This is a genomic window from Aeromonas sp. 600948 (genome assembly GCF_049174875.1).
Lineage (GTDB): Bacteria > Pseudomonadota > Gammaproteobacteria > Enterobacterales > Aeromonadaceae > Aeromonas > Aeromonas veronii_A.
Map to the genome: position 1 here is coordinate 111,437 of NZ_JAAKTY010000009.1, position 21,544 is coordinate 132,980.

Here is a 21,544-nt window from a genome sequence, read left to right on the forward strand (position 1 = left end):
TTACTCCCTGTGAGCCTGGTTGAAGGAGGTGCCGCCAAAGGGCATCAGCGTCAGCCCCTCGATGTCGCTGCGGCTGACCTGGGTACGCAAGGCGTGTGCCAGCGGGATCAGCGGCAGCTGTTCGTTGAGCTGGGTCTGGGCATAGTAGTAGTTGCGCAGCCGAAACGAGAGCTGGGGTGTGGTGACCGCATCATCCAGCAACTGATCGAAGGCCGGGCTACACCAGCGGCTGTAGTTGTTGCCGCGCTCCACTGCCGAGCAGCTCAGCAGCTGGCGGAAGAAGTTGTCCGGATCGGCGTTGTCGGCAATCCAGCCGGAGAGCAGACTGTCGTACTGCCCCTTGGTGAGGCGGCCTTCGATCACCGGCCACTCCCGTTGCACGATCTTGAGCTTGATCCCGACCTTGGCCAGATCGCTGCGGATCAGCTGGGCGGTCTTGACCGCATCCGGGTTGTAGGGGCGGGCGTCCGGTTGCACCAGCACCTGCATCTCGAACCCTTTCTCCAGACCCGCCTCCTTGAGCAGCTGGCGCGCCCGTTTCAGGTCGGGTTTGCGCTCGGGCAGGCTGGGGTTGTAACCCCATGAGAGGGTCGGCAACAGGCTGTTGGCGGGCAGGCCGGTATCGAAATAGACCGCCTGAAGCAGGTTGTCGATATTGATGGCGCTGGCAATGGCCTGACGCACCTTGACGTTGTTGAACGGCGGCTTGCGGGTATTGAGGGCCAAAAAGGCGACGTTCATCCCCGACTGGAGCGAGAGACTCAGCGCCGGATTTTGCTTGATCACCGAGAGCTGGCTAGCGGAAGGGGTGCTCATAACGTCGCACTCGCCGGTCAGCAGCTTGGCCAGCCGTTTGGCGGATTTGGGGGTGATGTCGTAGACCAGCTGTTCAATCTTGGCATCGCCGCCCCAGTAGCCGGGGTGGCGCAGATAGCGGATGAACTCGTTGTGGCGATACTCCTTGAAGCTGAACGGCCCGGTGCCGATGGGGCGGCTATCCAGCAGGGCTGGCGTGCCCGCCTGCAACATCTGCTCGGCGTATTCGGCGGAGAGGATCACCGCATAGTCGCTGGCCAGGGTGGCGAGGAAGGAGGCGTTCGGCTGGTTCAGCTCGAATACCACCGTCTGCGGCCCCTTCTTGCTCACCCGTTTGATCAGCAGATCTTGCCCTAGGCTGTAGAAGTAGGGGTAATCGCCGCCGGACACATTGTGATAGGGGTGCTGCTCGTCAAGCTGGCGGGCATAGGTGAAGACCACGTCATCGGCATTGAAGGTGCGGGTGGGCTTGAACCAGGGAGTATGGTGAAACGTCACCCCCTTGCGCAGGGTCAGGGTATAGGTGAGGCCATCCTCGCTGACATGCCAGTTGGTGGCGAGCGCCGGCTCCAACGCCAGGGTGTTGGGGTTCACCTCCAGCAGGCGGTCGTAGAGCGGACGGGCACTGGCATCCAGTGTCACCCCGGAGTTGGAAACATGGGGATTGAAGGAGAGGGGGGATCCCTCAGCACAATAGATGAGTCCGGTTTTGGAGGCCTCGGGTTGCTTCTGGCAGCCGGTGACCAGCACCAGCAGACTCAGCAGCAAGGGTGTGAGCATTCTCATTGTTGAACCATGTTCTTATAGGGGTTTTGTACGCACGTTTTGATACAAATGTGCCAGCGCGAAGGCTGGCGTGTTGCTGGAGTCGGCATCAACCGCACTCCTTCACTCTTGTTCTGCATCGTTATCGCCATCCAGCAGCTGATATTTGCGTAGCATGCCACGGAACTGGTGATAGCTTAAGGCCAGCAGTTGAGCGGCTTTGCGCTGATTATACTGGGATTGCTGCATCGCTTGCTTGAGTAAATTAATCTCGTACTCCGCCACCGCCTGCTTGAGATCGAGCGGCAAGGCGAGGGGGGATGCAGATTGTACCTCGCTTCGGGCCTCTTGCGCAGGTTGTGTGACCTGTGGTCGCCAGGGGGAATCAAACGGGTTGAGCACCAGGGTCGAGAGCGGCAACTGGGGATTGCCCTGACGATAGATACTGCGCTCCACCACGTTCTTCAGCTCCCGTACGTTGCCCGGCCAGTGGTAATCCAGCAGCAGCTGGGTTGCCTTGCGAGAGAAACCGGCAAAGAGCGGATACCCAAGCTCCCGGGTCATGCTGTGGGCGAAGTGCTCCGCCAGCATCAGGATATCTTCCCGCCGCTCCCGCAAGGGGGGGAGGGTGATCACATCAAACGCGAGCCGGTCGAGCAGATCGTGGCGAAACTGCCCCTTGTCGGCCAGCGCGGGGAGATCCTCGTTGGTGGCGCAGACCAGCCGCACATCCACCTTGAGGGGCTTGGCCCCACCCACCCGCTCGAACTCGCCATACTCGATGACCCGCAGCAACTTCTCCTGCACCCGGGCGCTGGTGGTGGCCAGCTCGTCGAGGAAGAGGGTGCCGCCATCGGCCCGCTCGAAGCGGCCCTGATGGCGCTTGGCCGCACCGGTAAACGACCCCGCTTCGTGACCGAACAGCTCGGTCTCCAGCAGGCTCTCACTCAGGGTGGCGCAGTTGATGGTGACAAAGCTTTGATCCCAGCGCGCCGAGAGATAATGTAGGCGGTGGGCGATCAGCTCCTTGCCCGTCCCCCGCTCACCGATGATCAGCACGGGTTTGCGCAGCGGGGCGAGCCGTGAGGCCTGCTCAATGATCTCGAGAAATGCGTTGGATTCCCCCAGCAGGCTTTCCGTGGCCGTGGTCATAGTGATCCCTGTCAGTTGTAAAAGCTGGTCAATCTTACCAAAAGTTGGTGATTTTAATCATCACTTGCGCGAGGCATCTTGCAATCCGGCTATTCTGCCCCATATAAATCAACAAGTTAAATTTTGTTCCAGATTGGCACACAAGTTGCCATTGTCAATGGAGAAACAACGCCATGCCAATAACAGGAGTGCAATCATGAGTATTTTTTCCCGTCTGGCCGACATCATCAATTCCAACCTGACGGCCCTGCTCGACAAGGCAGAAGATCCCCAGAAGATGGTGCGCCTGATCATCCAGGAGATGGAGGACGAGCTGGTCAAGGAGCGTTCCAATCTGGCCCGCTTCCTCGCCAGCCAGAAAGAGATTGGCCGTCAGGTCGCCCGTCATCAGGAGCGGGTCGACGAGTGGCAAGCCAAGGCTGAGCTGGCCCTGACCAAAGGGCGTGAAGATCTGGCCCGCGCCGCCCTTATCGAGAAGAAGAAACAGACCGAGTTGTCAGAGACCCTCTACCGCGAGCAGCAGGCGGTCGACAGCGGTATCGAGAAGCTGGGTGAGGAGATCCGTCAGCTCGAAGCCAAGCTGGAAGATGCCCGCGCCCGTCAAAAGGCGATGGCCATTCGCACCGAAGCGGCCAGCAGCCGTCTCAATGTGCAGAGCCAGGTAGCCCGTGGCGAGAGCCAGGCGGTGGTGAGCAAGTTCGAGCGGATGGAGCGTCGCATCGACGAAATGGAAGCGCGCGCCGATTTGGGACAGTCCGACAAGGCGCTGGCGCAGCAGTTTGCCGAGCTGGAAGTGGACGATCAGATAAGCCGCGAGCTGGAAGCGATGCGCCAGAAGCTGGGTCAGGGCGACAGCAAAAGCGAAGGCAAACAGGGGGAGTAACAGATGGAAGATCTGCTGGGCGTATTGATGGTTCCCATGGTGGTCTTCATGGTGGTGGTGGCCCCCATCTGGCTGGTGCTGCACTATCGTGCCAAGGGGCGGATTGGCGCCGGTCTTGCCGATAGCGAGCGGGAACAGCTGCAAGGGCTGCTGGCTCGCACCGAGAAGATGCAGGAGCGAGTGGGCGCGCTGGAGTCGATTCTGGACGCGGAAGTACCCGGTTGGAGGAACAAGGTATGAGCAGTGTCAGTCGTGAAGGGCGTAACCTCTATCGCGATCCCCAGCGCGGCAAGATAGCCGGGATCTGTGCCGGTTTGGCAGAGTATTTCGGGGTGGAGACCTGGATCGTGCGGCTGCTCGCCATCAGTGGCCTTATCTTCGCCGGTTTCATCACCTTCACCGCCTATATCGCTGCCTGGTTCCTGCTCGATAAAAAGCCGGTCACCCTCTACTCGCAAGAGGATGCCGACTTTGCCGAGGTGCGGATGAAAGCGCGCAGCTGGCAGGCGGGGATCACCCCTCATCAGGCGCTGGGCCGCATCGCGCAGGAACTTGACGCGCTGGAGCCCAGAGTTCAGCGGATCGAGAAGCTGGTGACCTCCAGGGAGTTCACCCTGCAGCGGGAGTTTCGCAAGCTGTAGTGCTTGCCAAAACACTCAATGTCGATGGTGGAATCTTCTGTGATGATCCACCATCGACGACAACTATCCAGACGTGGATAAGCGGTAGACCTCTCGCACGGCCAATCACGCCGGATGCAACCACCAAGGGAGAACGGATCAAGCCTTGATACTCAATAAACTGGAACAGAAGTTGACTCGCCTGCAACACAAGGCGAACGACGTGGTGAACCGGGTGCGGGATCGCCATATCCGGCTGGCGGTGACCGGCCTCTCTCGCAGCGGCAAGACCGCCTTTATCACGGCACTGGTCAACCAGCTGGAACACGCGGCCATCGACGGCCGTTTGCCGTTGTGGGATGCCCTGCGTCAGGGGCGTATCCTCGGCGCCCGCCGGGTGCCGCAGCTCAATGCCCACATTCCCACCTTTGCCTACGAACGTGGCCTCGACTCCCTGTTTGGCGTTCCACCAGCCTGGCCCGAGCCCACCCGCGGCGTGGCCGAAGTGCGTCTCGAAATTCGCTATCGCACCCGTCATCCTCTGCGCAAGCATCTGGGGGAGATCTCCACCCTCTACGTGGATCTGGTGGACTACCCCGGGGAGTGGCTGCTCGACTTGCCGCTCCTTGAGATGAGCTACGAGCAGTGGAGCGAACAGGTGCGCGAGCAGCTTCGTCGCCCAGAGCTGCAGGCACTTGCCGCCAGCTGGCTGACACCCGGGTGGCAGGTCGATCAGCGCTTCGAAGAGCGGCCGGTGGCTGAGCTGGCCGAGCGCTACACCACCTATCTGCATGCTTGCAAACAGGAGCTGGGGCTGCACCTGATCCAGCCCGGCCGCTTCGTCTTGCCGGGCGAGTATGCCGGTGCCCCCATGCTGCAGTTTGTCCCCTGGGTGTGGGATATGCCTGCCAGCGAGCCCGCCGATGGCACTCTTTACGCCACTCTCAAGCAGCGCTTCGAGCAGTACAAACAGCATCTGGTGCAGGGTTTTTATGAGCAGCACTTTGCCGGCTTTGATCGCCAGATCGTGCTGGTGGATTGCCTACAGCCTCTCAACGCCGGGGCGGCCAGCTTTGGCGACATGCAGCAGGCCATCGCCCGCATCATGGAGAGCTTTGCCTACGGCAAGAGCAACTGGTGGCGGCGACTCTTTTCGCCCCGTATCGACAAGCTGCTGTTTGTGGCGAGCAAAGCCGATCACGTCACCCCCGAACAGCATGCGCCCATGGTCTCCCTGCTGCAGCATCTGGTGCGCAGCGGCCGCGGTCAGGCCCGTTTTGAGGGGATCACCACTGAGTGTCTGGCGCTCGCCGCCATCAAGGCGACCGAGGTGGGCAAGGGGGTGGCCAATGGCCGCGAGTTTCCCGCCATCCGTGGCACCAGCCTGAGCGGTGAGCCGCTGCTGCTGTTCCCGGGTGAAGTGCCGCCTCATATTCCCCCCGCACAGTGGTGGAACAGTCAGGGTTTTGATTTTCAGGCGTTTCGTCCCATGCCCATGAGCGCCCATCAGGCGCTGCCCCATATCCGGCTCGATGCAGCGCTGGAGTTTCTGCTCGGGGATCACCTCGAATAACGGTGTGCGGCTCGGGTTTGTTTCCTGCGCCGCCCGCAGGAGACTGTTTTCAGGAGAATAAGGCGATGAACGATCAGATAAAAGAGCGGCCACCGCTGCAGGGCAAGGTGATCCTTGAGCCTGCCTTGACGGTGGCCAGTGACGAGCGCCCGCCCGCACCGGCCCAGCGGCTGGAGGAGGCGAGTTTCGAGCGCCTCGACGAGCTGGACGAGTTCACCGAGGTGGAGAGCACCCTCGTCAGCAAACCGCGCCGCCGCCATCGGCTGCTGGCGTGGGGGCTGGGGGCGGTCGGTCTGCTCTCGTTGGGCCAGTATGGCGCCTTTCTTTACGATCAATTCCTCACCACCCCGCTCTGGGGCAGCGCCTGGCTGGCGGCCTCGGCGCTGGTGGCGGCGGGAACCGCCAGCGTGGTGGGGCGCGAGTGGCTGCGGCTGCGCACTCTCAAACGGCGTCAGGATGTGCGCTCACGGGCAGAAGATCTGCTGGCCCATCAGGGGGTCGGGCAGGGGCAGGCCTTTTGCGAAGGGTTGGCGGTCAAAAGTGGCGACAAGGGGCGCGAGGGGTATCAGACCTGGCTGGCCCAGCTCGACGAGAGCCACAGCGATCGGGAGGTGCTGACCCTCTACAGCCAGCTGGTATTGAGCGAGCGCGACAAGCTGGCGCAGGCGCGGGTGGCCAAATGGTCGGGGGAGGCTGCCGTGCTGGTGGCGCTAAGCCCGCTCGCCACCGTCGACATGATGCTGATGCTGTGGCGCAACCTGCGGATGATCGAGGATATCGCCGATGTCTACGCCATCGAGCTTGGCTACTGGAGCCGTATACGCCTCATCCGTCAGGTGTTTCGCAACATGCTCTACGCCGGCGCCACCGAGCTGGTGACCGAGGTGGGGATGGACTTGCTGGGGGCCGAGCTTACCGCCAAGCTCTCTGCCCGCGCGGCGCAAGGGGTGGGGGCGGGCCTGCTCACCGCTCGCCTTGGCCTGCGCACCATAGAGGCGTGCCGCCCGCTGCCCTGGTGTGCGGACGAGAAGCCGAAACTGGGCGAGCTGCGCAAGCGGCTGATCGGCCAGCTGGCGGGGTATCTCAACAAATCCTGATAGCCCTGTCTGCACCTTGCTGCGATGACCCATGCCCCTGTTGTGCTCGCCAAGCCACAGGGGCATGGTTTTAATCGGCAGATCATTGAGTTGGCAGCAGTGCCTGGTTTTGGCGAGGCGCCCGTTTACGGTTAAGCTGGCAGTCAATCTTACCAATCACACTCATCGTACCAATCGGCAAGGATGCCCGATGAACTTTACCTTTCGCCAGATCCGTTATTTTGTGGCCGTGGCCGACAGCTTTTCAGTGAGCCGTGCCGCAGCCGAGCTTCATATCTCCCAGTCGGCGGTCACCAGCGCCATTCGCGAGCTGGAGACCGAGCTCGGCGCCCCGCTATTCGAGCGCAATCCGCGCGGCGTCACCCTCACCACTCAGGGGCACCAGTTTTTGCTCCACGCCCGCCGCATTCTCGGCGCCATGACCGAGGCGAGCCACTCCCTCAAAGCAGTAGCCCAGCAGGATCAGGGACGGCTCACTATCGGTGTGACCACCTTGGTGGCGGGTTACTACCTCTCAGAGGCGCTTGGCCGCTTTCGCCGCGCCTTTCCGGCGGTACAGATCGAGGTGAAGGAGGATGAACAGCCCTTCCTTGAGCACCAGATCGTCAACGGCGAGGTGGATGTGGGGATCCTGATGACCAACCGCACCATCCGGCAAGAGGCGTTTGATACCGAATTGCTGACCCGTTCGCCGCTGCGGCTCTGGCTGGCCGCCAACCACCCGCTCTGCGCCGAGTCGACCCTCTCGCTCACCGCGCTAGGGGAGGAGCCGATGATCTCGCTGACCGCCGATCAGCTCGATCAGATCATCGGTGGCGGCCTGCGTCGCTACGGCATCTCCCCCCGTATCGTGCTGCGCACCGCATCGGTGGAGGCGGTGCGCAGTCTGGTGGCGAGCCAGCTCGGGGTCGCCCTGTTGCCCGATTTTGCCTATCGCCCCTGGTCGCTGGAGCAGGAGCGGGTCGAGGCGCGCCCCATCAAGGAGCCCATTCCCGCCATCGATATCGGGCTAGTGTGGCGCCGTGGTTCTCGGCTGGATTGGACGGCGCGGGAATTTATCGATATTGCGCGGGATCAGAGCCGGTTGCGTGCCCGTCAGGCGCTCCCTCGCTAGCCATCTCTTGCGGGGGAGCCACCAAAAATCAGATTCATCTGCACTCGATATCGATTTAGCTGATACCTGAGCCACCAAAAATTGAAATATTCATCGTATTGCCACTCCCCTAAGCTCATTGCTGGTTAACAGGATGTTAACGCCGATGGTGGCGTTCCTTCACCTGATGCAAGTCAACACAATGCAAGGAGTGCATGATGAAATTGACCCCTCTGATGCTGGCTCTTGTGCCGGCGCTGCTGGCAGGCCAGACCCAGGCTGCCCCGACCGAGCTCGGCAAGGGTGAAGGCCAGCTCAATATCGTGGCCTGGGCTGGCTACGTCGAACGTGGCGAGACCGACAAGAACTACGACTGGGTGACCGGATTCGAGAAAGAGACCGGCTGCAAGGTGAGCGTCAAGACGGCGGCCACCTCGGACGAGATGGTGGCCTTGATGAACGAGGGGGGATTCGATCTGGTGACCGCCTCCGGCGATGCCAGTCTGCGTCTGATTGCCGGTGGCAAGGTGCAGGCGCTCAATCTGGCACTCATCCCGAGCTACAGCAAGATTGATCCCCGGCTGCAAAATGCCCCCTGGCACACTGTGGATGGCAAGCACTACGGCGTGCCCTACCAGTGGGGCGGCAATATCCTGATGTACAACACCAAGGTGTTCCCCAAGGCACCGGACTCCTGGAACGTGGTATTCGAGGAACAGACCCTGGCGGATGGCAAGTCCAACAAGGGGCGAGTGCAGGCCTTTGACGGCCCGATCCACATCGCCGATGCCGCCCTCTATCTAATGACCCATCAGCCTGCCCTGGGCATCAAGGATCCTTACGAGCTGAACGAGGATCAGTACAAGGCCTCCCTCGATCTGCTGCGCAAGCAGCGCCAGCTGGTGGGACGCTACTGGCATGATGCTTTCGTTCAAATCGATGACTTCAAGAACGAAGGGGTGGTCGCGTCAGGCTCCTGGCCGTTCCAGGCCAATGCCCTGATTGCCGACAAGCAACCCATCGCCACCACTGTGCCTAAGGAGGGCGTCACCGGTTGGGCCGATACCAGCATGGTGCACAGCGATGCCAGGAACCTCACCTGCGCTTACAAGTGGCTGGAACACTCCCTGAGCAACAAGCTGCAGGGGGATCTCGCCGCCTGGTTTGGCTCGGTGCCTGTGGTGCCTGCCGCCTGTGAGGGCAATGCCCTGCTGGGCCCGACCGGGTGCAAAACCAACGGTATCGACAACTTCGATCGGGTTCGCTTCTGGCGCACTCCGGTCTCCCAGTGCAAGAGCCAGGGAACTTGCGTGCCCTATTACCGCTGGGTTTCCGACTATATCGCCATTCTGGGCGGTCGCTGAGGCGGCGTGAGCAAGGTGGTCGGAACCACTGCCACCTTGCCAACGGCAGGGGAGCTGCGCCTCCTCTGCATGACTGCCAAAACCGGATAATCAAGCGGGCCGGACAGGAGTCCGGCCCATCCCAGTACAGACAAGGACGCCCCATGAACGCCGTACAATTTGACCGGGTCAGTCGCCATTATGGCGAGGTGAAGGCGGTCGATGACATCTCTTTCCAGATCCCCTCCGGGGAATTCTTTACCCTGCTGGGGCCGAGCGGTTCCGGCAAGACCACTTGCCTGCGGATGATCGCGGGCTTCGAGTACCCGAGCGATGGGGAGATCCGCCTGTTTGGCGAACCCTGCTCCACCGTGCCCCCCTATGATCGCAACCTCAACACCGTGTTTCAGGACTATGCCCTGTTTCCCAACATGGATGTGCGCGACAACATCGGCTATGGCCTGATGCTCAAGGGGGTCGCCAAGGCACAGCGTTACCGCAAGGTGGACGAGATGCTGGAGCTGGTGCGACTGCCCGGGGTCGGCAAGCGCCGCCCAAGCCAGCTCTCCGGCGGCCAGCGCCAGCGCATCGCCATCGCCCGAGCCCTCATCAACCAGCCACGCATCCTGCTGCTGGACGAGCCGTTGGGGGCCCTCGATCTCAAGCTGCGCGAGCAGATGCAGCTTGAGCTCAAGGCGCTGCAACGCCAGCTTGGCATCACCTTTATCTTCGTTACCCACGATCAGCAGGAGGCGCTCTCCATGAGCGACCGGATCTGCATCTTCAGTCAGGGCAAGATCGAGCAGATCGCTGCGCCCGATACCATCTACGACGCTCCGGCGACGCCGTTTGTGGCCCGCTTCGTCGGCACCGTCAATCTGTTCGAAGGGGAGCAGGCCAGACGGCTGTGCGGTGACGGCAGCCAGATGATGGTGCGCCCGGAGCGGATCCGGCTCGCTGAGGCGGGCACGCCGGGCTGGTCGGGGGAGATCCGCGAGGTGGAGTATCTGGGTCCCTTCGTCCGTTATCGGGTTGATCTCGGGGAGCAGCTCGAGATCATCGTCAACCACCCCAATGAGGGGCAGGCCCGTCTGGCCCGTGGCAGCAGGGTCAGCCTCAGCTGGCCGGAGCAGGCCATCCATCGCCTGAGCGGCGCCCATCAGGGGGCGCAGCCATGAGTGCCCCTCACAGTGCGAGTCTTGCCATGAACCATCAGCCCGAACCTGCCCGTTTCAGGCCGCTGCGGCGCCTCTCGACCCTGCTCTATGGTCGGCCCGGCCTGCTGCTGGCGATCCTGCTGGGGCCGCCGCTGCTGTGGCTCGGCATCATCTATGTCGGCTCCTTGCTGATGCTGCTCTCCAACTCCTTGTTCGGGCTGGACGAGTTCAGCGGTCAGGTGCGCCACGAGCTGGGGCTGCAAAACTTCGTCGCCCTGCTACGGCCGGAGAATCTGGATGTGATCGGCCGCACCGTCGGCATGTCGCTGCTGGTGACCCTGGCCTGCGCCCTGCTCGGTTTTCCGGTTGCCTACTACATGGCACGCTACACCAGTGGCAAGACCCGGGCGCTGTTCTATGTGGGGATCATGCTGCCGCTCTGGTCCAGCTATCTGGTGCGGGTCTACGCCTGGAAGCTGATCTTGGCCAAGGAGGGGGTAGTGAGCTGGCTGGCCGACAGCATGGGGTTGGAGTGGCTGCTCGATGCCATCCTCTCCCTGCCGGTGATCGGTGGCCCGTCGCTCTCCTTCTCGCGGCTCGGCACCTTTATCGTGTTCGTCTATGTCTGGCTGCCCTTCATGATCCTGCCCATTCAGGCGGCGGTGGAGCGTATTCCGCGATCCCTCTTGGAGGCGAGCAGCGATCTGGGGGCGACACCCGCCCAGACCTTTCGCAACCTGATCCTGCCGCTGGCGTTGCCCGGTGTGGTGGCGGGCTCCATTTTCACCTTCTCGCTGACCCTAGGTGATTACATCATCCCCGGCATCATCGGCAACTCGACCATGTATATCGGTCAGGTGGTCTACATGCAGCAGGGGACGGCGGGCAACTTGCCCTTTGCCGCCGCCTTCTCGCTGGTGCCGATCCTTATCATCGCCATCTATCTGGCGATTGCGAAACGACTGGGGGCTTTTGATGCGCTTTGACCATCTCGCTCTGAACCGGCAGCAAGGAGGCCGTCATGTCAGCTAGCTCAGTGAGCAGTCAGGGAGAGCGCCCTTCGGGTCTGCTCAAGTACGCCGCCATCGGTGGCCTTCTGTTCCTGCACTTTCCCATTCTGTTTATCTTCCTCTACGCCTTCACCAGCGAGAGCAAGAGTTACCAGTTTCCGCCCCCCGGGCTCACCCTCAAGTGGTTCGAGGTGACCCTCAATCGTCCCGATGTGTGGCGTGCCATCCAGCTGTCACTGGAGGTAGCGGGGCTGGCGACGCTGGCGGCCATGATCCTCGGCACCTTGGCGGCAGGGGCCATTGCCCGCAGCCGCTTCTTCGGTCAGGAGGTGGTGTCGCTCTTGCTGGTGCTGCCCATCGCGCTGCCCGGTATCGTCACCGGTATCGCGCTACGCTCGGCTTACGGCCTGATGGAGATCCCGTTCAGCTTCTGGACCATCGTGATCGGCCACGCCACCTTCTGTGTGGTGGTGGTCTACAACAATGCGCTGGCCCGTTTTCGCCGCACCAACCAGAGCCTCATCGAGGCGTCGATGGATCTCGGGGCCGACGGCTTCCAGACCCTGCGCTACGTGATCCTGCCCAATCTGGCCACGGCGCTGCTGGCGGGGGGCATGCTGGCCTTTGCCCTGAGTTTTGACGAAGTGATCGTTACTACCTTCACGGCGGGCCAGCAGACCACGCTGCCCATCTGGATGTATCAGGAGCTGATCCGTCCCCGAGACAGGCCGGTCACCAACGTGGTGGCCCTCATCATAGTGGCCTTCACCACTATCCCCATTTTGCTTGCCTACTACCTCACTCGCGACACCCATGATGTCGCTGGCAGTGGCAAATGATGATTCAACGCGTGCGCAAGGATGCAACCATGAAACTCTCAACCCAACTCTTGATTGATGGCCAGTTTGTGACCGGCGAGGGGCAGGCCGAACCCATTCTCAACCCGGCTAACGGCGAACAGATCGCCGCCGTGCCCGAAGCCTCGTTCGAACAGGTGAACCGGGCGGTGAACGGTGCCCAGCGCGCCTTCGCCCAGTGGAGCCGCACCACCCCGGCAAGCCGCAGCAACCTGCTGCTGCGTCTGGCGGATCTCGTCGAGCGCCACGCCGAGGAGTTTGCGGCGCTGGAATCCCTCAACTGCGGCAAACCCTATCTGGCTGTGCTCAACGACGAGCTGCCCGCGGTGGTGGACTGCTTCCGCTTCTTTGCCGGGGCGGCCCGCTGCCTGCAAGGGCCGCTGGCGGGGGAGTATCTCGAGGGGCACACCAGCATGATCCGCCGTGATCCCATAGGTGTTGTGGGCAGTATCGCCCCCTGGAACTACCCGCTGATGATGGCGGCCTGGAAGATGGCGCCGGTGCTGGCGGCGGGCAATACGGTGGTGCTCAAACCCTCCGAACAGACCCCGCTCACCGCGCTGCGTTTGGCGGAGCTGGCCAGCGAGATCTTCCCCCGCGGCGTTATCAACGTCATCTGCGGGCGGGGCGAGAGTGTAGGGGCGCCGCTGGTGGAGCACCCGCTGGTGCGGATGGTGTCGCTCACCGGCGATATCGCCACCGGCCAGAAGATCCTGCAGAGCGCTGCCCGCACCATGAAACGCACCCACCTTGAACTGGGGGGCAAGGCGCCGGTGATCATCTTCGACGATGCGGATCTGGAGGCGGTGGTGGCAGGCATTCGCACCTTCGGTTTCTACAACGCAGGCCAGGATTGCACCGCCGCCTGCCGTATCTATGCCCAGGGCAAGATCTACGACAAGTTCGTCGCCGCCATGACCGATGCGGTGGCCTCCATCAAGGTGGGAAGCCAGTACGAGGAGGGGGTGGAGATGGGGCCGCTTATCTCGGACAGACAGCGCAACCGGGTCGCCAGCTTTGTCGAGCGGGCCCAGAGCAGCGGTCATGTGGAGGTGACGGCGGGGGGCAAGATCCGCCCAGGCAACGGCTTCTTCTTCGAGCCGACCCTGATTGTCGGGGCCCGGCAGGAGGATGAGATCGTGCGCCGCGAGGTGTTTGGCCCCGTGGTGTCGGTGACCCGTTTCAACGATGCCGAGCAGGTGGTGCAGTGGGCCAACGACTCGGACTATGGCCTCGCCTCGTCGGTCTGGACCAAGGATCTGAGCCTCGCCAGCAAGGTGGCCAGCCACCTGCAATATGGTTGCACCTGGATCAACACCCACTTCATGCTCACCTCCGAGATGCCCCACGGCGGCATGAAGATGTCGGGCTACGGCAAGGATCTCTCCCTCTATGCGCTGGAGGATTACACGGTGCCGCGCCATATCATGGTCAAGCTGTAGTGGGGATTGGTTAGCGGGTTGTCACAATTTATTTACAACTGTTTCAGGCAGCCGACTCATGGGTCGGCTGCTTTTTTTGTTGCCATTTCGTTACAGTGAAACCGTGATGAAACGGCAAGGCGCCTTGATGTGGCGCCAGAGGATGGAACCGCTATGGCAACCTTCTACACCGCCCACCAGCCGGATGCTGACGGGGTGATCCACTACTCGGCCGAAGAGCACGGCACCTGGCAGATCCTGATCGAACGTCAGCTGGCGGCGCTTGAAGGCAAGGCGTGTGACGAGTATCTGGCGGGCCTTGAAAGACTGACATTGCCGCGAGATCGCATCCCCCAGCTGGCGGAGCTCAACGAGGTATTGCTGGCGACCACCGGTTGGTCGGTGGCGGCAGTGCCCGCGCTTATCTCGTTTGACCGCTTCTTTGCCCTGCTGGCCAACCGCCAGTTCCCGGTCGCCACCTTTATCCGGCGCCGCGACGAGCTCGATTACCTGCAGGAGCCCGATATCTTTCACGAGATCTTCGGCCACTGCGCCATGCTGACCAATCCCGCTTTTGCTCACTTTACCCACCTCTATGGCCAGCTTGGCCAGCAGGCGAGCAAGGAGGAGCGGGTCTTTCTGGCCCGTCTCTACTGGTTCACCGTGGAGTTTGGCCTGCTGGCCACGGCGGACGGGCTGCGTATCTACGGCGGTGGCATTCTATCCTCCATCGGCGAGACAGCTTATGCCCTTTCCGGCAAGCCGCTGCTGCAACCCTTCGATCTACTGACTATGCTGCGCACCCCGTATCGCATCGACATCATGCAGCCCACCTATTTTGTGCTGCCGAGTCTCGATCATCTCTACCAGCTGGCCGGGGAGGAGATCATGGCTGCTCTGGCGGAGGCCAGTCGGCTTGGCCTCTATCCGCCACGTTTTGAGGTTGCCGCTGGCAAACAGGCGAGCTGACCAAAAGCAAACAACCCTATTTCATTTTCATTAATTTTTCATTAATTCAAGCAGGAGTAACCCATGTCCGAACTGGCCAGCCAACAGTGTGAAGCGTGTCGCGCCGATGCCCCCAAGGTGAGCGATGAGGAGCTGCGCGAGCTGATGCAGCTTATTCCCGACTGGCAGCCGCTGGTGGAGGAGGGGGCGCTGCAACTGCGGCGGGAATTTACGTTTCGCAACTTCAAGGAGGCGCTGGCGTTTACCAACCGCCTGGGCGAGCTGGCGGAGGCGGAGTTCCACCATCCGGCCATTCTGACCGAGTGGGGTAAGGTGACCGTCAGCTGGTGGACCCACAAGATCGGCGGATTACACCGCAACGACTTCATCATGGCTGCACGCACGGATGAGCTGCTGAAGTGAACGCCACCACTCATCGAGTGAGCGATACGGTGATCGTCAGCTGGTGGATGCATAAGATCGGCGGTTTGCATCGCAACGACTTCATCATGGCGGCGCGTACCGATCAGTTACTCCGGTAATCGCCCCCCACACCAGCGTCATCGGTTGACCCGGGCCTGCCTGCGAAAGCGGGGCGGGCCCGCATTTTTATGGGCTGGCGCTCGCACTGGGGGGATCGAGACTGTATTATCCGCTCATTCATAGAGTTAGCTAGGAAGTGTGTCCCGAATGCGTCTTGAAGTCAGCTGTGAAGACCGCCTGGGCCTGACCCGGGAACTGCTCGACCGCCTGGTGGAGCACAATATCGATCTGCGCGGCATCGAAATCGATACCTCAGGCATCATCTATCTCAACTTTCCCGAGCTGGAGTTCAGTGATTTTCAGCACCTGATGCCGGAGATCCGCCGCATTCCCGGCGTCTACGACGTCAAGACCATCCCTTACATGCCTTCCGAGCGAGAGCACCACGAAATCGAGGCGCTGCTCAAGGCGCTGCCGGATCTGGTCTTCTCCCTCGACAGCAAGGGCAAGGTGACCCAGGCCAACCAGTCGGCCCTCACCACCCTCGGCTTGCCGGTGGAGGAGGTGCGCGGCGTGGCGCTCGGTTCGCTGGTGAAGGGTTTCTCCTTCACCCGCTGGCTGGAGGCGAGCGAGATCAAGCCGCAGACCTGCAAGCTCAGTTTCAATGGCGAAGAGTATCTGGCAGATCTGATGCCGCTGTTCGTGGCAGAAGCCCGCGGCAAGCAGGCGCTGGCCGGTGCCGTGGTGGTGCTTAAATCTGCCCGTCGGGTCGGCCTGCACTTCAGCGCGCTTCATGCGGTGGAAGTGGGGGGCTTCGAGCATCTGCAGGCCGAGAGCCCCAAGATGAAAGAGGTGCTGTCGCAAGCGCGTAAACTGGCGATGCAGGACGCGCCGCTGCTGATTGTCGGCGAGACCGGCACCGGCAAGGAGCTGCTGGCCCGTGCCTGTCACGGGGCCAGCCTGCGCTCCAGCCACCCCTTTATGGCCCTCAACTGCGCCGCCATGCCCGATAACGTGGCCGAGAGCGAGCTGTTTGGTTATGCCCCCGGCGCATTTGGCAACAACACCGAGGGCAAGCGCGGCGTGCTGGAGCTGGCGAGCGGCGGCACCCTGATGCTGGACGAGATCGGCGACATGTCTCCCCATCTGCAGACCAAGTTTTTACGGGTGCTGCAGGATGGGGTGTTCCGCCGGGTCGGTGACGAGCAGGAGGTGAAGGTCAACGTGCGTTTCATCTGCACTACCCAGAAGCAGTTGCTGGATCTGGTGCACGAAGGAACCTTCCGCGAGGATCTCTACTATCGCCTCAACGTGCTCAGTCTGGCGCTGCCCCCCCTGCGCGAGCGCAAGGCAGACATCATGGTGCTGGCCCAGCAGTTTGTCTCCCGCTTTGCCAGCGAGTTGCAGCGACCCCGTCCGCGCTTTACCCGCAACATGGCCGACTACCTGACCGCCTACCGCTGGCCGGGCAACGTGCGTCAGCTGCGCAACTGTCTCTACCGCGCCATGACCCTGCTGGAAGGGGATGAGCTGGGGCCTGAGCAGATCGACCTGCCGGTGGCGGCCGATACCATGCCGCTGATCGACGAGTGGTTTGAGGGGAATCTCGACGATGCGGTGAAGCGCTTCGAGAGCCAGCTGCTGGCCCGGCTCTATCCCGCCTTCCCGTCGACGCGCCAGCTGGCCAAACGCCTGGGCGTGTCGCATACCGCCATCGCCAACAAGCTGCGGGAATATGGCATCAGCAAGAAGTAAGTTGTTCCGGATGCCAGCCAACAGAGAGCCCGTCACCAGACGGGCTCTCTGTTTTCTTTACACGGCTTCCGGGCGGGAGGGCTTCGGGAGACTTGTCAGGCCAGTGTCCACCAACTTACTATCTGGATACATGTACCCGAACCGCTATGCCACTGCAGCGGTGTTGTCAAGGCGGCCACTTCCCGATCATGCTGTTACTCTTTTCTCCCCGTTTCGCCGCTCGCCTGGCGCCCTTGCTGTTAGGGTTTGGTCTGCTGTTGCCTCACGCGCTGGCGGAAACGGCCGCAGAGAGCCGGGCGACGGCGGTCAGAGAGCTGGTGCTCGATATCCTGAGTTACACTCGCTGGCCCACCGAGCCTGCGGTGCTGCGCCTGTGTGTGGCGGCGCCGACGGAGTATGCCGGAGCCCTCTTTACCATCGATCGTCAGGCCAATGGCCGTGCCGTGCAGGTCAATCGCTACGACGCGAGTGATCCGGCCATCAGTGATAATTGCGATGTGCTCTATCTCGGCGTCGTCGACGAGCCGACCCGGATTGCGTTGTTTGCGCGCTTGCAGGGTCATTCAGTGCTCAGCATCAGCGAATACAACCACGACTGTTCCACCAGCTCGGTGTTCTGTCTGCAGACCGAGCCACAGAGTGTGCGAGTGCGGTTTAAAGTGAACCTCGATGCCCTGGCCCTGAGCGGCGTACGAGTACATCCCGCTGTGCTCAAGCTGGCCCGTGCCGACAAGGGGGTCCCATGAGGCGACAGGTCAGCGCGGATCCCCGTCTTCCGACCCTGCGTCAGAGCCTGGGGCGAACCCATCTGGTGGCCGCCATCACGGCCGTCAGCGTGGCGGGACTCTTTTTTACTCTGATTGCCTTGCTGGTAGTACGCTTCTACGCCGATCACAATCTGGAGCTGGTGGCCCGCGCAATCAGCTACAGCGCCGAGGCGGCGGTGGTGTTCCACGATGAAGAGGCAGCGAGCGAGGCGCTTGGCGGTATTGTCGCCCATGAGGAGGTGGCCGAAGCCAGTATCGTGCTGGCCAATGGTCAACAGCTCGCTAAATGGGTTCGTCCCGTCAGCAATCCGCTGGCCACAGTCGAAGATTATCTTGCCCGCCTGCTGTTACCGGGGCCGGTCACCTATCCCATGCTGCGGGGAGGTGATCAGATTGCCACCATAGAGCTGCGCGGTCATGGCGAGTATCTGTTGCTGTTCTTGCTCTCGGTGCTGCTGGTGATGGTGATTTGCCTGGTGTTGAGTGTGATGGGCGCCTTCTATGTCGCCGGGCGGATGCAGGTCGCGATCACCTCGCCACTGCGACAACTGGCACAGGTCGCCCACTCGGTGCGTCGACAACGCACTCTGGGGATGCGGGCGCCACCGGCCGATATCGTCGAGCTCAATGAACTGGGAGAGGATTTCAACGCCCTGCTGGATGAGCTGCAAGCCTGGCAGGCTCATCAGGCGCGGGAGAACGCCAGTCTGCTCCACCAGGCGACCCATGATGCGTTGACCGGGTTGCCCAACCGGGCGTTATTCGAAGCTCGCCTCGAGCATGCCATTGGCGAGGTAAGCGAGGGGGGGGCCCCGTTCGCCCTGCTTTATCTCGATTGCGATCGTTTCAAACAGATTAACGACACCCTGGGGCACAACGCCGGTGACGATGTGCTGGTGACCCTCTCCCGGCGGGTACAGCATCAGCTGCGCCCCGGAGATCTGGTCTGCCGGCTGGGGGGGGATGAGTTCGCCATACTGCTGACACCTGTGCATCTGGGGCAGGATGTGGAAGAGGTGATCGACCGCATTCAGCAGGCGATGAGTGATCCTGTGGTATTGCGGGATGGACAGCAACTGGTGGCAGGGATCAGCATCGGTTTTGCCATCCATCAACCCGGGACCCGCGCCAGCGAGCTGTGCGAGCTGGCAGACAAAGCCATGTATTTGGCAAAACGTACACGCCGTGAGGAGGTTGAGGCCGCCAAATCGGCGTGAGTCAAGGTGTAAAGGAGTCATAACAATGAAACTATCCCTCTCCATCAAGGCGGTCGTGCTGGGCCTGTTGTTCTCTCTGCTGGCGGGTTGTCAGAGCACCCCCAGGGGGTTGACCCCGGAACAGCTGGCAGTATTGAAGGAGCAAGGTTTCTATCTGACCGATGAGGGCTGGACACTGGATCTGGCCAACCGGGTGCTGTTTGCCAACAATGTGGGTGAACTCAATCCGCAGACCCGGCTGATAGTGGAAAAACTGGGCAAGGCCCTGCTTGGGGTCGGGCTCGACAAGGCGAGGGTGGATGGCCATACCGACAATACGGGCGAGAGCAGCTACAACCAGCAGCTCTCTCTGAAACGAGCCCAATCGGTGGCAGATGTGCTGATCTCGGTGGGGATGATGCCCGCCAATCTTGAGATCCGTGGCCGCGGTGAGACGGCCCCGGTTGCGGACAACAAGAGCGCAGCCGGACGAGCAGAAAACCGCCGGGTTGCCATTGTGATTGCCAACCAGTGATCTCTATCCGGCAGCATGCCGTGTGCATAACAAAAGAGCGCCCCGAGAGGCGCTCTTTTTGATCCGGCGACACTACTTCCCTGTGTCGACCTCGCTGTGCTTGCGCAAGCGGATGTTGATCATCTCCACCACCAGCGAGAAGGCCATGGCGAAGTAGATGTAGCCTTTCGGTATGTGCAGATCCATCCCCTCCGCCATCAGGGCAAACCCCACCAGGGTGAGGAAGGAGAGGGCCAGCATCTTGATGGTGGGGTGGTCATCGACGAAATCGCCAATAGACTTGGCGGCAAACATCATGATGAAGACGGCAATCATGATGGCCAGCACCATCACCGGCACGTGATCGGCCATGCCGACCGCGGTGATCACCGAGTCCAGGCTGAACACTATGTCCAGAATGGCGATCTGGATCAGGGTGCTGATAAAGCCCGAGGCCGCTTTGCTGACGCTCTCCGGCTCGGCGGCGCCTTCCAGAGTGGCGTGGATCTCGTGGGTACTCTTGCCGATAAGGAACAGACCACCCAGCAGCAGGATGAGATCGCGGCCCGAGATAGCCTCGTTCAGCACGGTGAAGAGCGGTTCGGTGAGACGCATCACCCAGGCGAGCGAGAGCAGCAACAGGATCCGGGTGCCCATGGCGAGCCCCAGACCCAGAATGCGCGCTTTTTGGCGCTGAGCCTCCGGCAGGCGACCTACCAGGATGGAGATAAAGATGATGTTGTCGATGCCCAGCACGATTTCGAGCAGGGTAAGGGTAGCGAGAGCGACCCAGGCGGAGGGATCAAGAACCCATTCCAGCATGATTGAACCTTGATTGAACATTGGTTGGAAAATTGAAGATGCGAATTCTAGCAGGGGTGCCACTGCTTGTCCCAGAGGGGCGAAAAGATAAAAATGGGGGCCATCGCAAGGGAGGCAGGCATGTTTCGATTAGGGTTCATGATTAATCCGGTCGCCGGGATTGGCGGCGCAGTGGGGCTCAAGGGGAGTGACGGCGTGGTGGATGAGGCGCTTGCTCGTGGTGCCGTGCCCAGAGCACAAGATCGAGCGCGGCAAGCCTTGTTGCCACTGTGCGAGCTGAGCATCCCGTTCGAACTGCTGACGGTGGCGGGAGAGATGGGGGAGGCGGTGGCCCGCGAGCTGGGGTTGCCCTGTCGGGTCATCTATCAACCGGTCGGGGAGAGCACCTCGGCCGATGATACCCGCCACGCCGCCGAGTTGATGCGCGAAGCCGGGGTCGATCTGCTGCTGTTTGCCGGTGGCGATGGCACGGCGCGGGATATCTGCGCCGCGGTGGGGGAGTCTTGCCATGTGCTCGGCATTCCGGCGGGGTGCAAGATCCACTCCGGCGTCTACGGGGTGACGCCCGCTGCCAGCGGGCGGGTGGTAGCGCGGATGATCGCAGGGGAACTGCTCAGCCTGATCGATGCCGAGGTGCGCGACATCGACGAGGAGGCGTTTCGCGTGGGCAAGGTGCGGGCCCGCCACTACGGCCAGCTGAAGGTGCCCGGCGATCTGCGTTACGTACAGGCGGTAAAACAGGGGGGCAAGGAGTCCGAAGAGCTGGTGTTGGCGGATCTCGCAGCCGGTGTGGTGGAGCAGATGGAGCCCGATACCCTCTATCTGATGGGCTCCGGCAGCACGGTGGCAGCCTGTATGGCTGAGCTCGGTCTGGAAAATACTTTGCTCGGTGTGGATCTGGTGGAAAATAGCCGACTTATCGGGCAGGATCTCAGCGCCGCCGAGATCCTGACCCGGATCCGCGGCCGTCGCTGCCGACTGATCATTACCCTGATAGGCGGACAGGGACATCTGTTCGGGCGCGGAAATCAGCAATTGAGTCCTGAGGTGATTCGGTGTGTCGGGCTGGACAATATCCAGGTGCTGGCAACCAAAGCCAAGCTTGCCGCCCTTGCGGGCAGGCCGCTGCTGGTGGACACCGATGATCCGCAATTAAACCGGGCGTTGCGTGGTTATCTGCGAATAACCACGGGATACAAGGATCAGGTCATCTACCCGGTGGCCAACCCGGAATAGGACGCCAAGGACGCTGCTGGCCTGGCGCCAGAGAGC

Annotated in this window: 22 protein-coding genes; 19 read left to right on the top strand and 3 right to left on the bottom strand. The window is 61.7% G+C overall.

Annotated elements, in window-relative coordinates; translation table 11 throughout:
- Together sapA and pspF are read right to left on the bottom strand one after the other, a co-directional pair.
- Entirely contained in the window at positions 1-1,596 is a 1,596-nt protein-coding gene (gene sapA / locus G5182_RS10045) for an ABC transporter substrate-binding protein SapA (RefSeq protein WP_227343040.1), read from the bottom strand.
- Positions 1,597-1,704: 108 nt separating this feature from the next.
- Positions 1,705-2,733, bottom strand: coding sequence for a phage shock protein operon transcriptional activator (gene pspF, locus G5182_RS10050; protein ID WP_005333674.1), 1,029 nt, complete (start codon positions 2,731-2,733; stop codon positions 1,705-1,707).
- Between the two features lie 196 nt (positions 2,734-2,929).
- On the opposite strand from pspF, the gene pspA reads away from it, so the two are divergent.
- From pspA to G5182_RS10140, 18 genes are all read left to right on the top strand, one after another.
- Positions 2,930-3,616, top strand: coding sequence for a phage shock protein PspA (pspA, locus tag G5182_RS10055; RefSeq protein WP_005361184.1), 687 nt, complete (start codon positions 2,930-2,932; stop codon positions 3,614-3,616).
- Between the two features lie 3 nt (positions 3,617-3,619).
- Complete coding sequence (pspB, locus tag G5182_RS10060) at positions 3,620-3,856, top strand: envelope stress response membrane protein PspB (RefSeq protein WP_005333672.1); 237 nt, start codon at positions 3,620-3,622, stop codon at positions 3,854-3,856.
- The gene (pspC, locus tag G5182_RS10065; RefSeq protein WP_005333670.1) at positions 3,853-4,257 is read left to right on the top strand and encodes an envelope stress response membrane protein PspC; all 405 of its coding nucleotides are present in this window, start codon (positions 3,853-3,855) and stop codon (positions 4,255-4,257) included. Before pspB ends, pspC begins: the two co-directional genes overlap by 4 nt.
- A 145-nt stretch (positions 4,258-4,402) precedes the next feature.
- On the top strand, positions 4,403-5,809 hold the full coding sequence (locus G5182_RS10070; RefSeq protein ID WP_421254349.1) for a YcjX family protein: 1,407 nt from the start codon (positions 4,403-4,405) through the stop codon (positions 5,807-5,809).
- A 65-nt stretch (positions 5,810-5,874) separates the two neighbouring features.
- Positions 5,875-6,906 (top strand): YcjF family protein, encoded by a 1,032-nt coding sequence (locus G5182_RS10075; RefSeq protein ID WP_421254350.1) that lies wholly within the window; start codon positions 5,875-5,877, stop codon positions 6,904-6,906.
- 190 nt (positions 6,907-7,096) lie between these two features.
- Positions 7,097-8,020, top strand: a complete 924-nt coding sequence (locus G5182_RS10080; protein ID WP_005346246.1) for a LysR family transcriptional regulator — start codon at positions 7,097-7,099, stop codon at positions 8,018-8,020.
- A 197-nt stretch (positions 8,021-8,217) separates the two neighbouring features.
- A complete protein-coding gene (locus G5182_RS10085; protein WP_227342656.1) occupies positions 8,218-9,363 on the top strand; it encodes an ABC transporter substrate-binding protein in 1,146 nt (381 codons plus the stop codon).
- A 143-nt stretch (positions 9,364-9,506) separates the two neighbouring features.
- Positions 9,507-10,520 (top strand): ABC transporter ATP-binding protein, encoded by a 1,014-nt coding sequence (locus G5182_RS10090; RefSeq protein ID WP_139407866.1) that lies wholly within the window; start codon positions 9,507-9,509, stop codon positions 10,518-10,520.
- A complete protein-coding gene (locus G5182_RS10095) occupies positions 10,517-11,485 on the top strand; it encodes an ABC transporter permease (protein ID WP_005346227.1) in 969 nt (322 codons plus the stop codon). The genes G5182_RS10090 and G5182_RS10095 overlap by 4 nt, the downstream gene beginning before the upstream one ends.
- A gap of 35 nt (positions 11,486-11,520) precedes the next feature.
- On the top strand, positions 11,521-12,348 hold the full coding sequence (locus G5182_RS10100) for an ABC transporter permease (RefSeq protein ID WP_227342658.1): 828 nt from the start codon (positions 11,521-11,523) through the stop codon (positions 12,346-12,348).
- 29 nt (positions 12,349-12,377) lie between these two features.
- Positions 12,378-13,808: a gamma-aminobutyraldehyde dehydrogenase gene (locus G5182_RS10105; protein ID WP_040069353.1), complete on the top strand. Its 1,431-nt coding sequence runs from the start codon at positions 12,378-12,380 to the stop codon at positions 13,806-13,808.
- A 153-nt stretch (positions 13,809-13,961) separates the two neighbouring features.
- Positions 13,962-14,756 (top strand): phenylalanine 4-monooxygenase, encoded by a 795-nt coding sequence (phhA, locus tag G5182_RS10110; RefSeq protein WP_227342660.1) that lies wholly within the window; start codon positions 13,962-13,964, stop codon positions 14,754-14,756.
- A gap of 63 nt (positions 14,757-14,819) precedes the next feature.
- Positions 14,820-15,158: a 4a-hydroxytetrahydrobiopterin dehydratase gene (locus G5182_RS10115; RefSeq protein ID WP_019444917.1), complete on the top strand. Its 339-nt coding sequence runs from the start codon at positions 14,820-14,822 to the stop codon at positions 15,156-15,158.
- Positions 15,159-15,175: 17 nt separating this feature from the next.
- Positions 15,176-15,277 carry a 4a-hydroxytetrahydrobiopterin dehydratase gene (locus G5182_RS10120; RefSeq protein WP_421254352.1) on the top strand — a complete coding sequence of 34 codons (102 nt, stop codon included), beginning with the start codon at positions 15,176-15,178 and terminating at the stop codon, positions 15,275-15,277.
- Positions 15,278-15,425: 148 nt separating this feature from the next.
- Positions 15,426-16,973, top strand: a complete 1,548-nt coding sequence (gene tyrR / locus G5182_RS10125; protein ID WP_005333656.1) for a transcriptional regulator TyrR — start codon at positions 15,426-15,428, stop codon at positions 16,971-16,973.
- 188 nt (positions 16,974-17,161) lie between these two features.
- The gene (locus tag G5182_RS10130; RefSeq protein WP_227342662.1) at positions 17,162-17,719 is read left to right on the top strand and encodes a YfiR family protein; all 558 of its coding nucleotides are present in this window, start codon (positions 17,162-17,164) and stop codon (positions 17,717-17,719) included.
- On the top strand, positions 17,716-18,957 hold the full coding sequence (locus G5182_RS10135) for a diguanylate cyclase domain-containing protein (RefSeq protein WP_227342664.1): 1,242 nt from the start codon (positions 17,716-17,718) through the stop codon (positions 18,955-18,957). The genes G5182_RS10130 and G5182_RS10135 overlap by 4 nt, the downstream gene beginning before the upstream one ends.
- 25 nt (positions 18,958-18,982) lie before the next feature.
- Positions 18,983-19,471, top strand: a complete 489-nt coding sequence (locus G5182_RS10140; protein WP_227342665.1) for an OmpA family protein — start codon at positions 18,983-18,985, stop codon at positions 19,469-19,471.
- A gap of 72 nt (positions 19,472-19,543) precedes the next feature.
- On the opposite strand, the gene G5182_RS10145 is transcribed toward G5182_RS10140, so the two are convergent.
- A complete protein-coding gene (locus G5182_RS10145) occupies positions 19,544-20,272 on the bottom strand; it encodes a TerC family protein (RefSeq protein WP_227342667.1) in 729 nt (242 codons plus the stop codon).
- Positions 20,273-20,392: 120 nt separating this feature from the next.
- Here G5182_RS10145 and G5182_RS10150 point away from each other — a divergent pair, with 120 nt between their 5' ends.
- Positions 20,393-21,508 (top strand): ATP-NAD kinase family protein, encoded by a 1,116-nt coding sequence (locus tag G5182_RS10150; protein ID WP_227342669.1) that lies wholly within the window; start codon positions 20,393-20,395, stop codon positions 21,506-21,508.
- The last annotated feature ends 36 nt before the right edge of the window (positions 21,509-21,544 follow it).

Coding starts and splice junctions, on each gene's coding strand:
- G5182_RS10075 (WP_421254350.1), top strand. CDS start 5,875: ATGAACGATCAGATAAAAGAGCGGCCACCGCTGCAGGGCAAGGTGATC.
- G5182_RS10090 (WP_139407866.1), top strand. CDS start 9,507: ATGAACGCCGTACAATTTGACCGGGTCAGTCGCCATTATGGCGAGGTG.
- G5182_RS10115 (WP_019444917.1), top strand. CDS start 14,820: ATGTCCGAACTGGCCAGCCAACAGTGTGAAGCGTGTCGCGCCGATGCC.
- G5182_RS10145 (WP_227342667.1), bottom strand. CDS start 20,272: ATGCTGGAATGGGTTCTTGATCCCTCCGCCTGGGTCGCTCTCGCTACC.
- G5182_RS10105 (WP_040069353.1), top strand. CDS start 12,378: ATGAAACTCTCAACCCAACTCTTGATTGATGGCCAGTTTGTGACCGGC.
- G5182_RS10085 (WP_227342656.1), top strand. CDS start 8,218: ATGAAATTGACCCCTCTGATGCTGGCTCTTGTGCCGGCGCTGCTGGCA.
- phhA (WP_227342660.1), top strand. CDS start 13,962: ATGGCAACCTTCTACACCGCCCACCAGCCGGATGCTGACGGGGTGATC.
- sapA (WP_227343040.1), bottom strand. CDS start 1,596: ATGCTCACACCCTTGCTGCTGAGTCTGCTGGTGCTGGTCACCGGCTGC.
- pspF (WP_005333674.1), bottom strand. CDS start 2,733: ATGACCACGGCCACGGAAAGCCTGCTGGGGGAATCCAACGCATTTCTC.
- G5182_RS10080 (WP_005346246.1), top strand. CDS start 7,097: ATGAACTTTACCTTTCGCCAGATCCGTTATTTTGTGGCCGTGGCCGAC.
- pspA (WP_005361184.1), top strand. CDS start 2,930: ATGAGTATTTTTTCCCGTCTGGCCGACATCATCAATTCCAACCTGACG.
- G5182_RS10100 (WP_227342658.1), top strand. CDS start 11,521: ATGTCAGCTAGCTCAGTGAGCAGTCAGGGAGAGCGCCCTTCGGGTCTG.
- tyrR (WP_005333656.1), top strand. CDS start 15,426: ATGCGTCTTGAAGTCAGCTGTGAAGACCGCCTGGGCCTGACCCGGGAA.
- G5182_RS10140 (WP_227342665.1), top strand. CDS start 18,983: ATGAAACTATCCCTCTCCATCAAGGCGGTCGTGCTGGGCCTGTTGTTC.
- G5182_RS10135 (WP_227342664.1), top strand. CDS start 17,716: ATGAGGCGACAGGTCAGCGCGGATCCCCGTCTTCCGACCCTGCGTCAG.
- G5182_RS10095 (WP_005346227.1), top strand. CDS start 10,517: ATGAGTGCCCCTCACAGTGCGAGTCTTGCCATGAACCATCAGCCCGAA.
- pspC (WP_005333670.1), top strand. CDS start 3,853: ATGAGCAGTGTCAGTCGTGAAGGGCGTAACCTCTATCGCGATCCCCAG.
- pspB (WP_005333672.1), top strand. CDS start 3,620: ATGGAAGATCTGCTGGGCGTATTGATGGTTCCCATGGTGGTCTTCATG.
- G5182_RS10130 (WP_227342662.1), top strand. CDS start 17,162: ATGCTGTTACTCTTTTCTCCCCGTTTCGCCGCTCGCCTGGCGCCCTTG.
- G5182_RS10150 (WP_227342669.1), top strand. CDS start 20,393: ATGTTTCGATTAGGGTTCATGATTAATCCGGTCGCCGGGATTGGCGGC.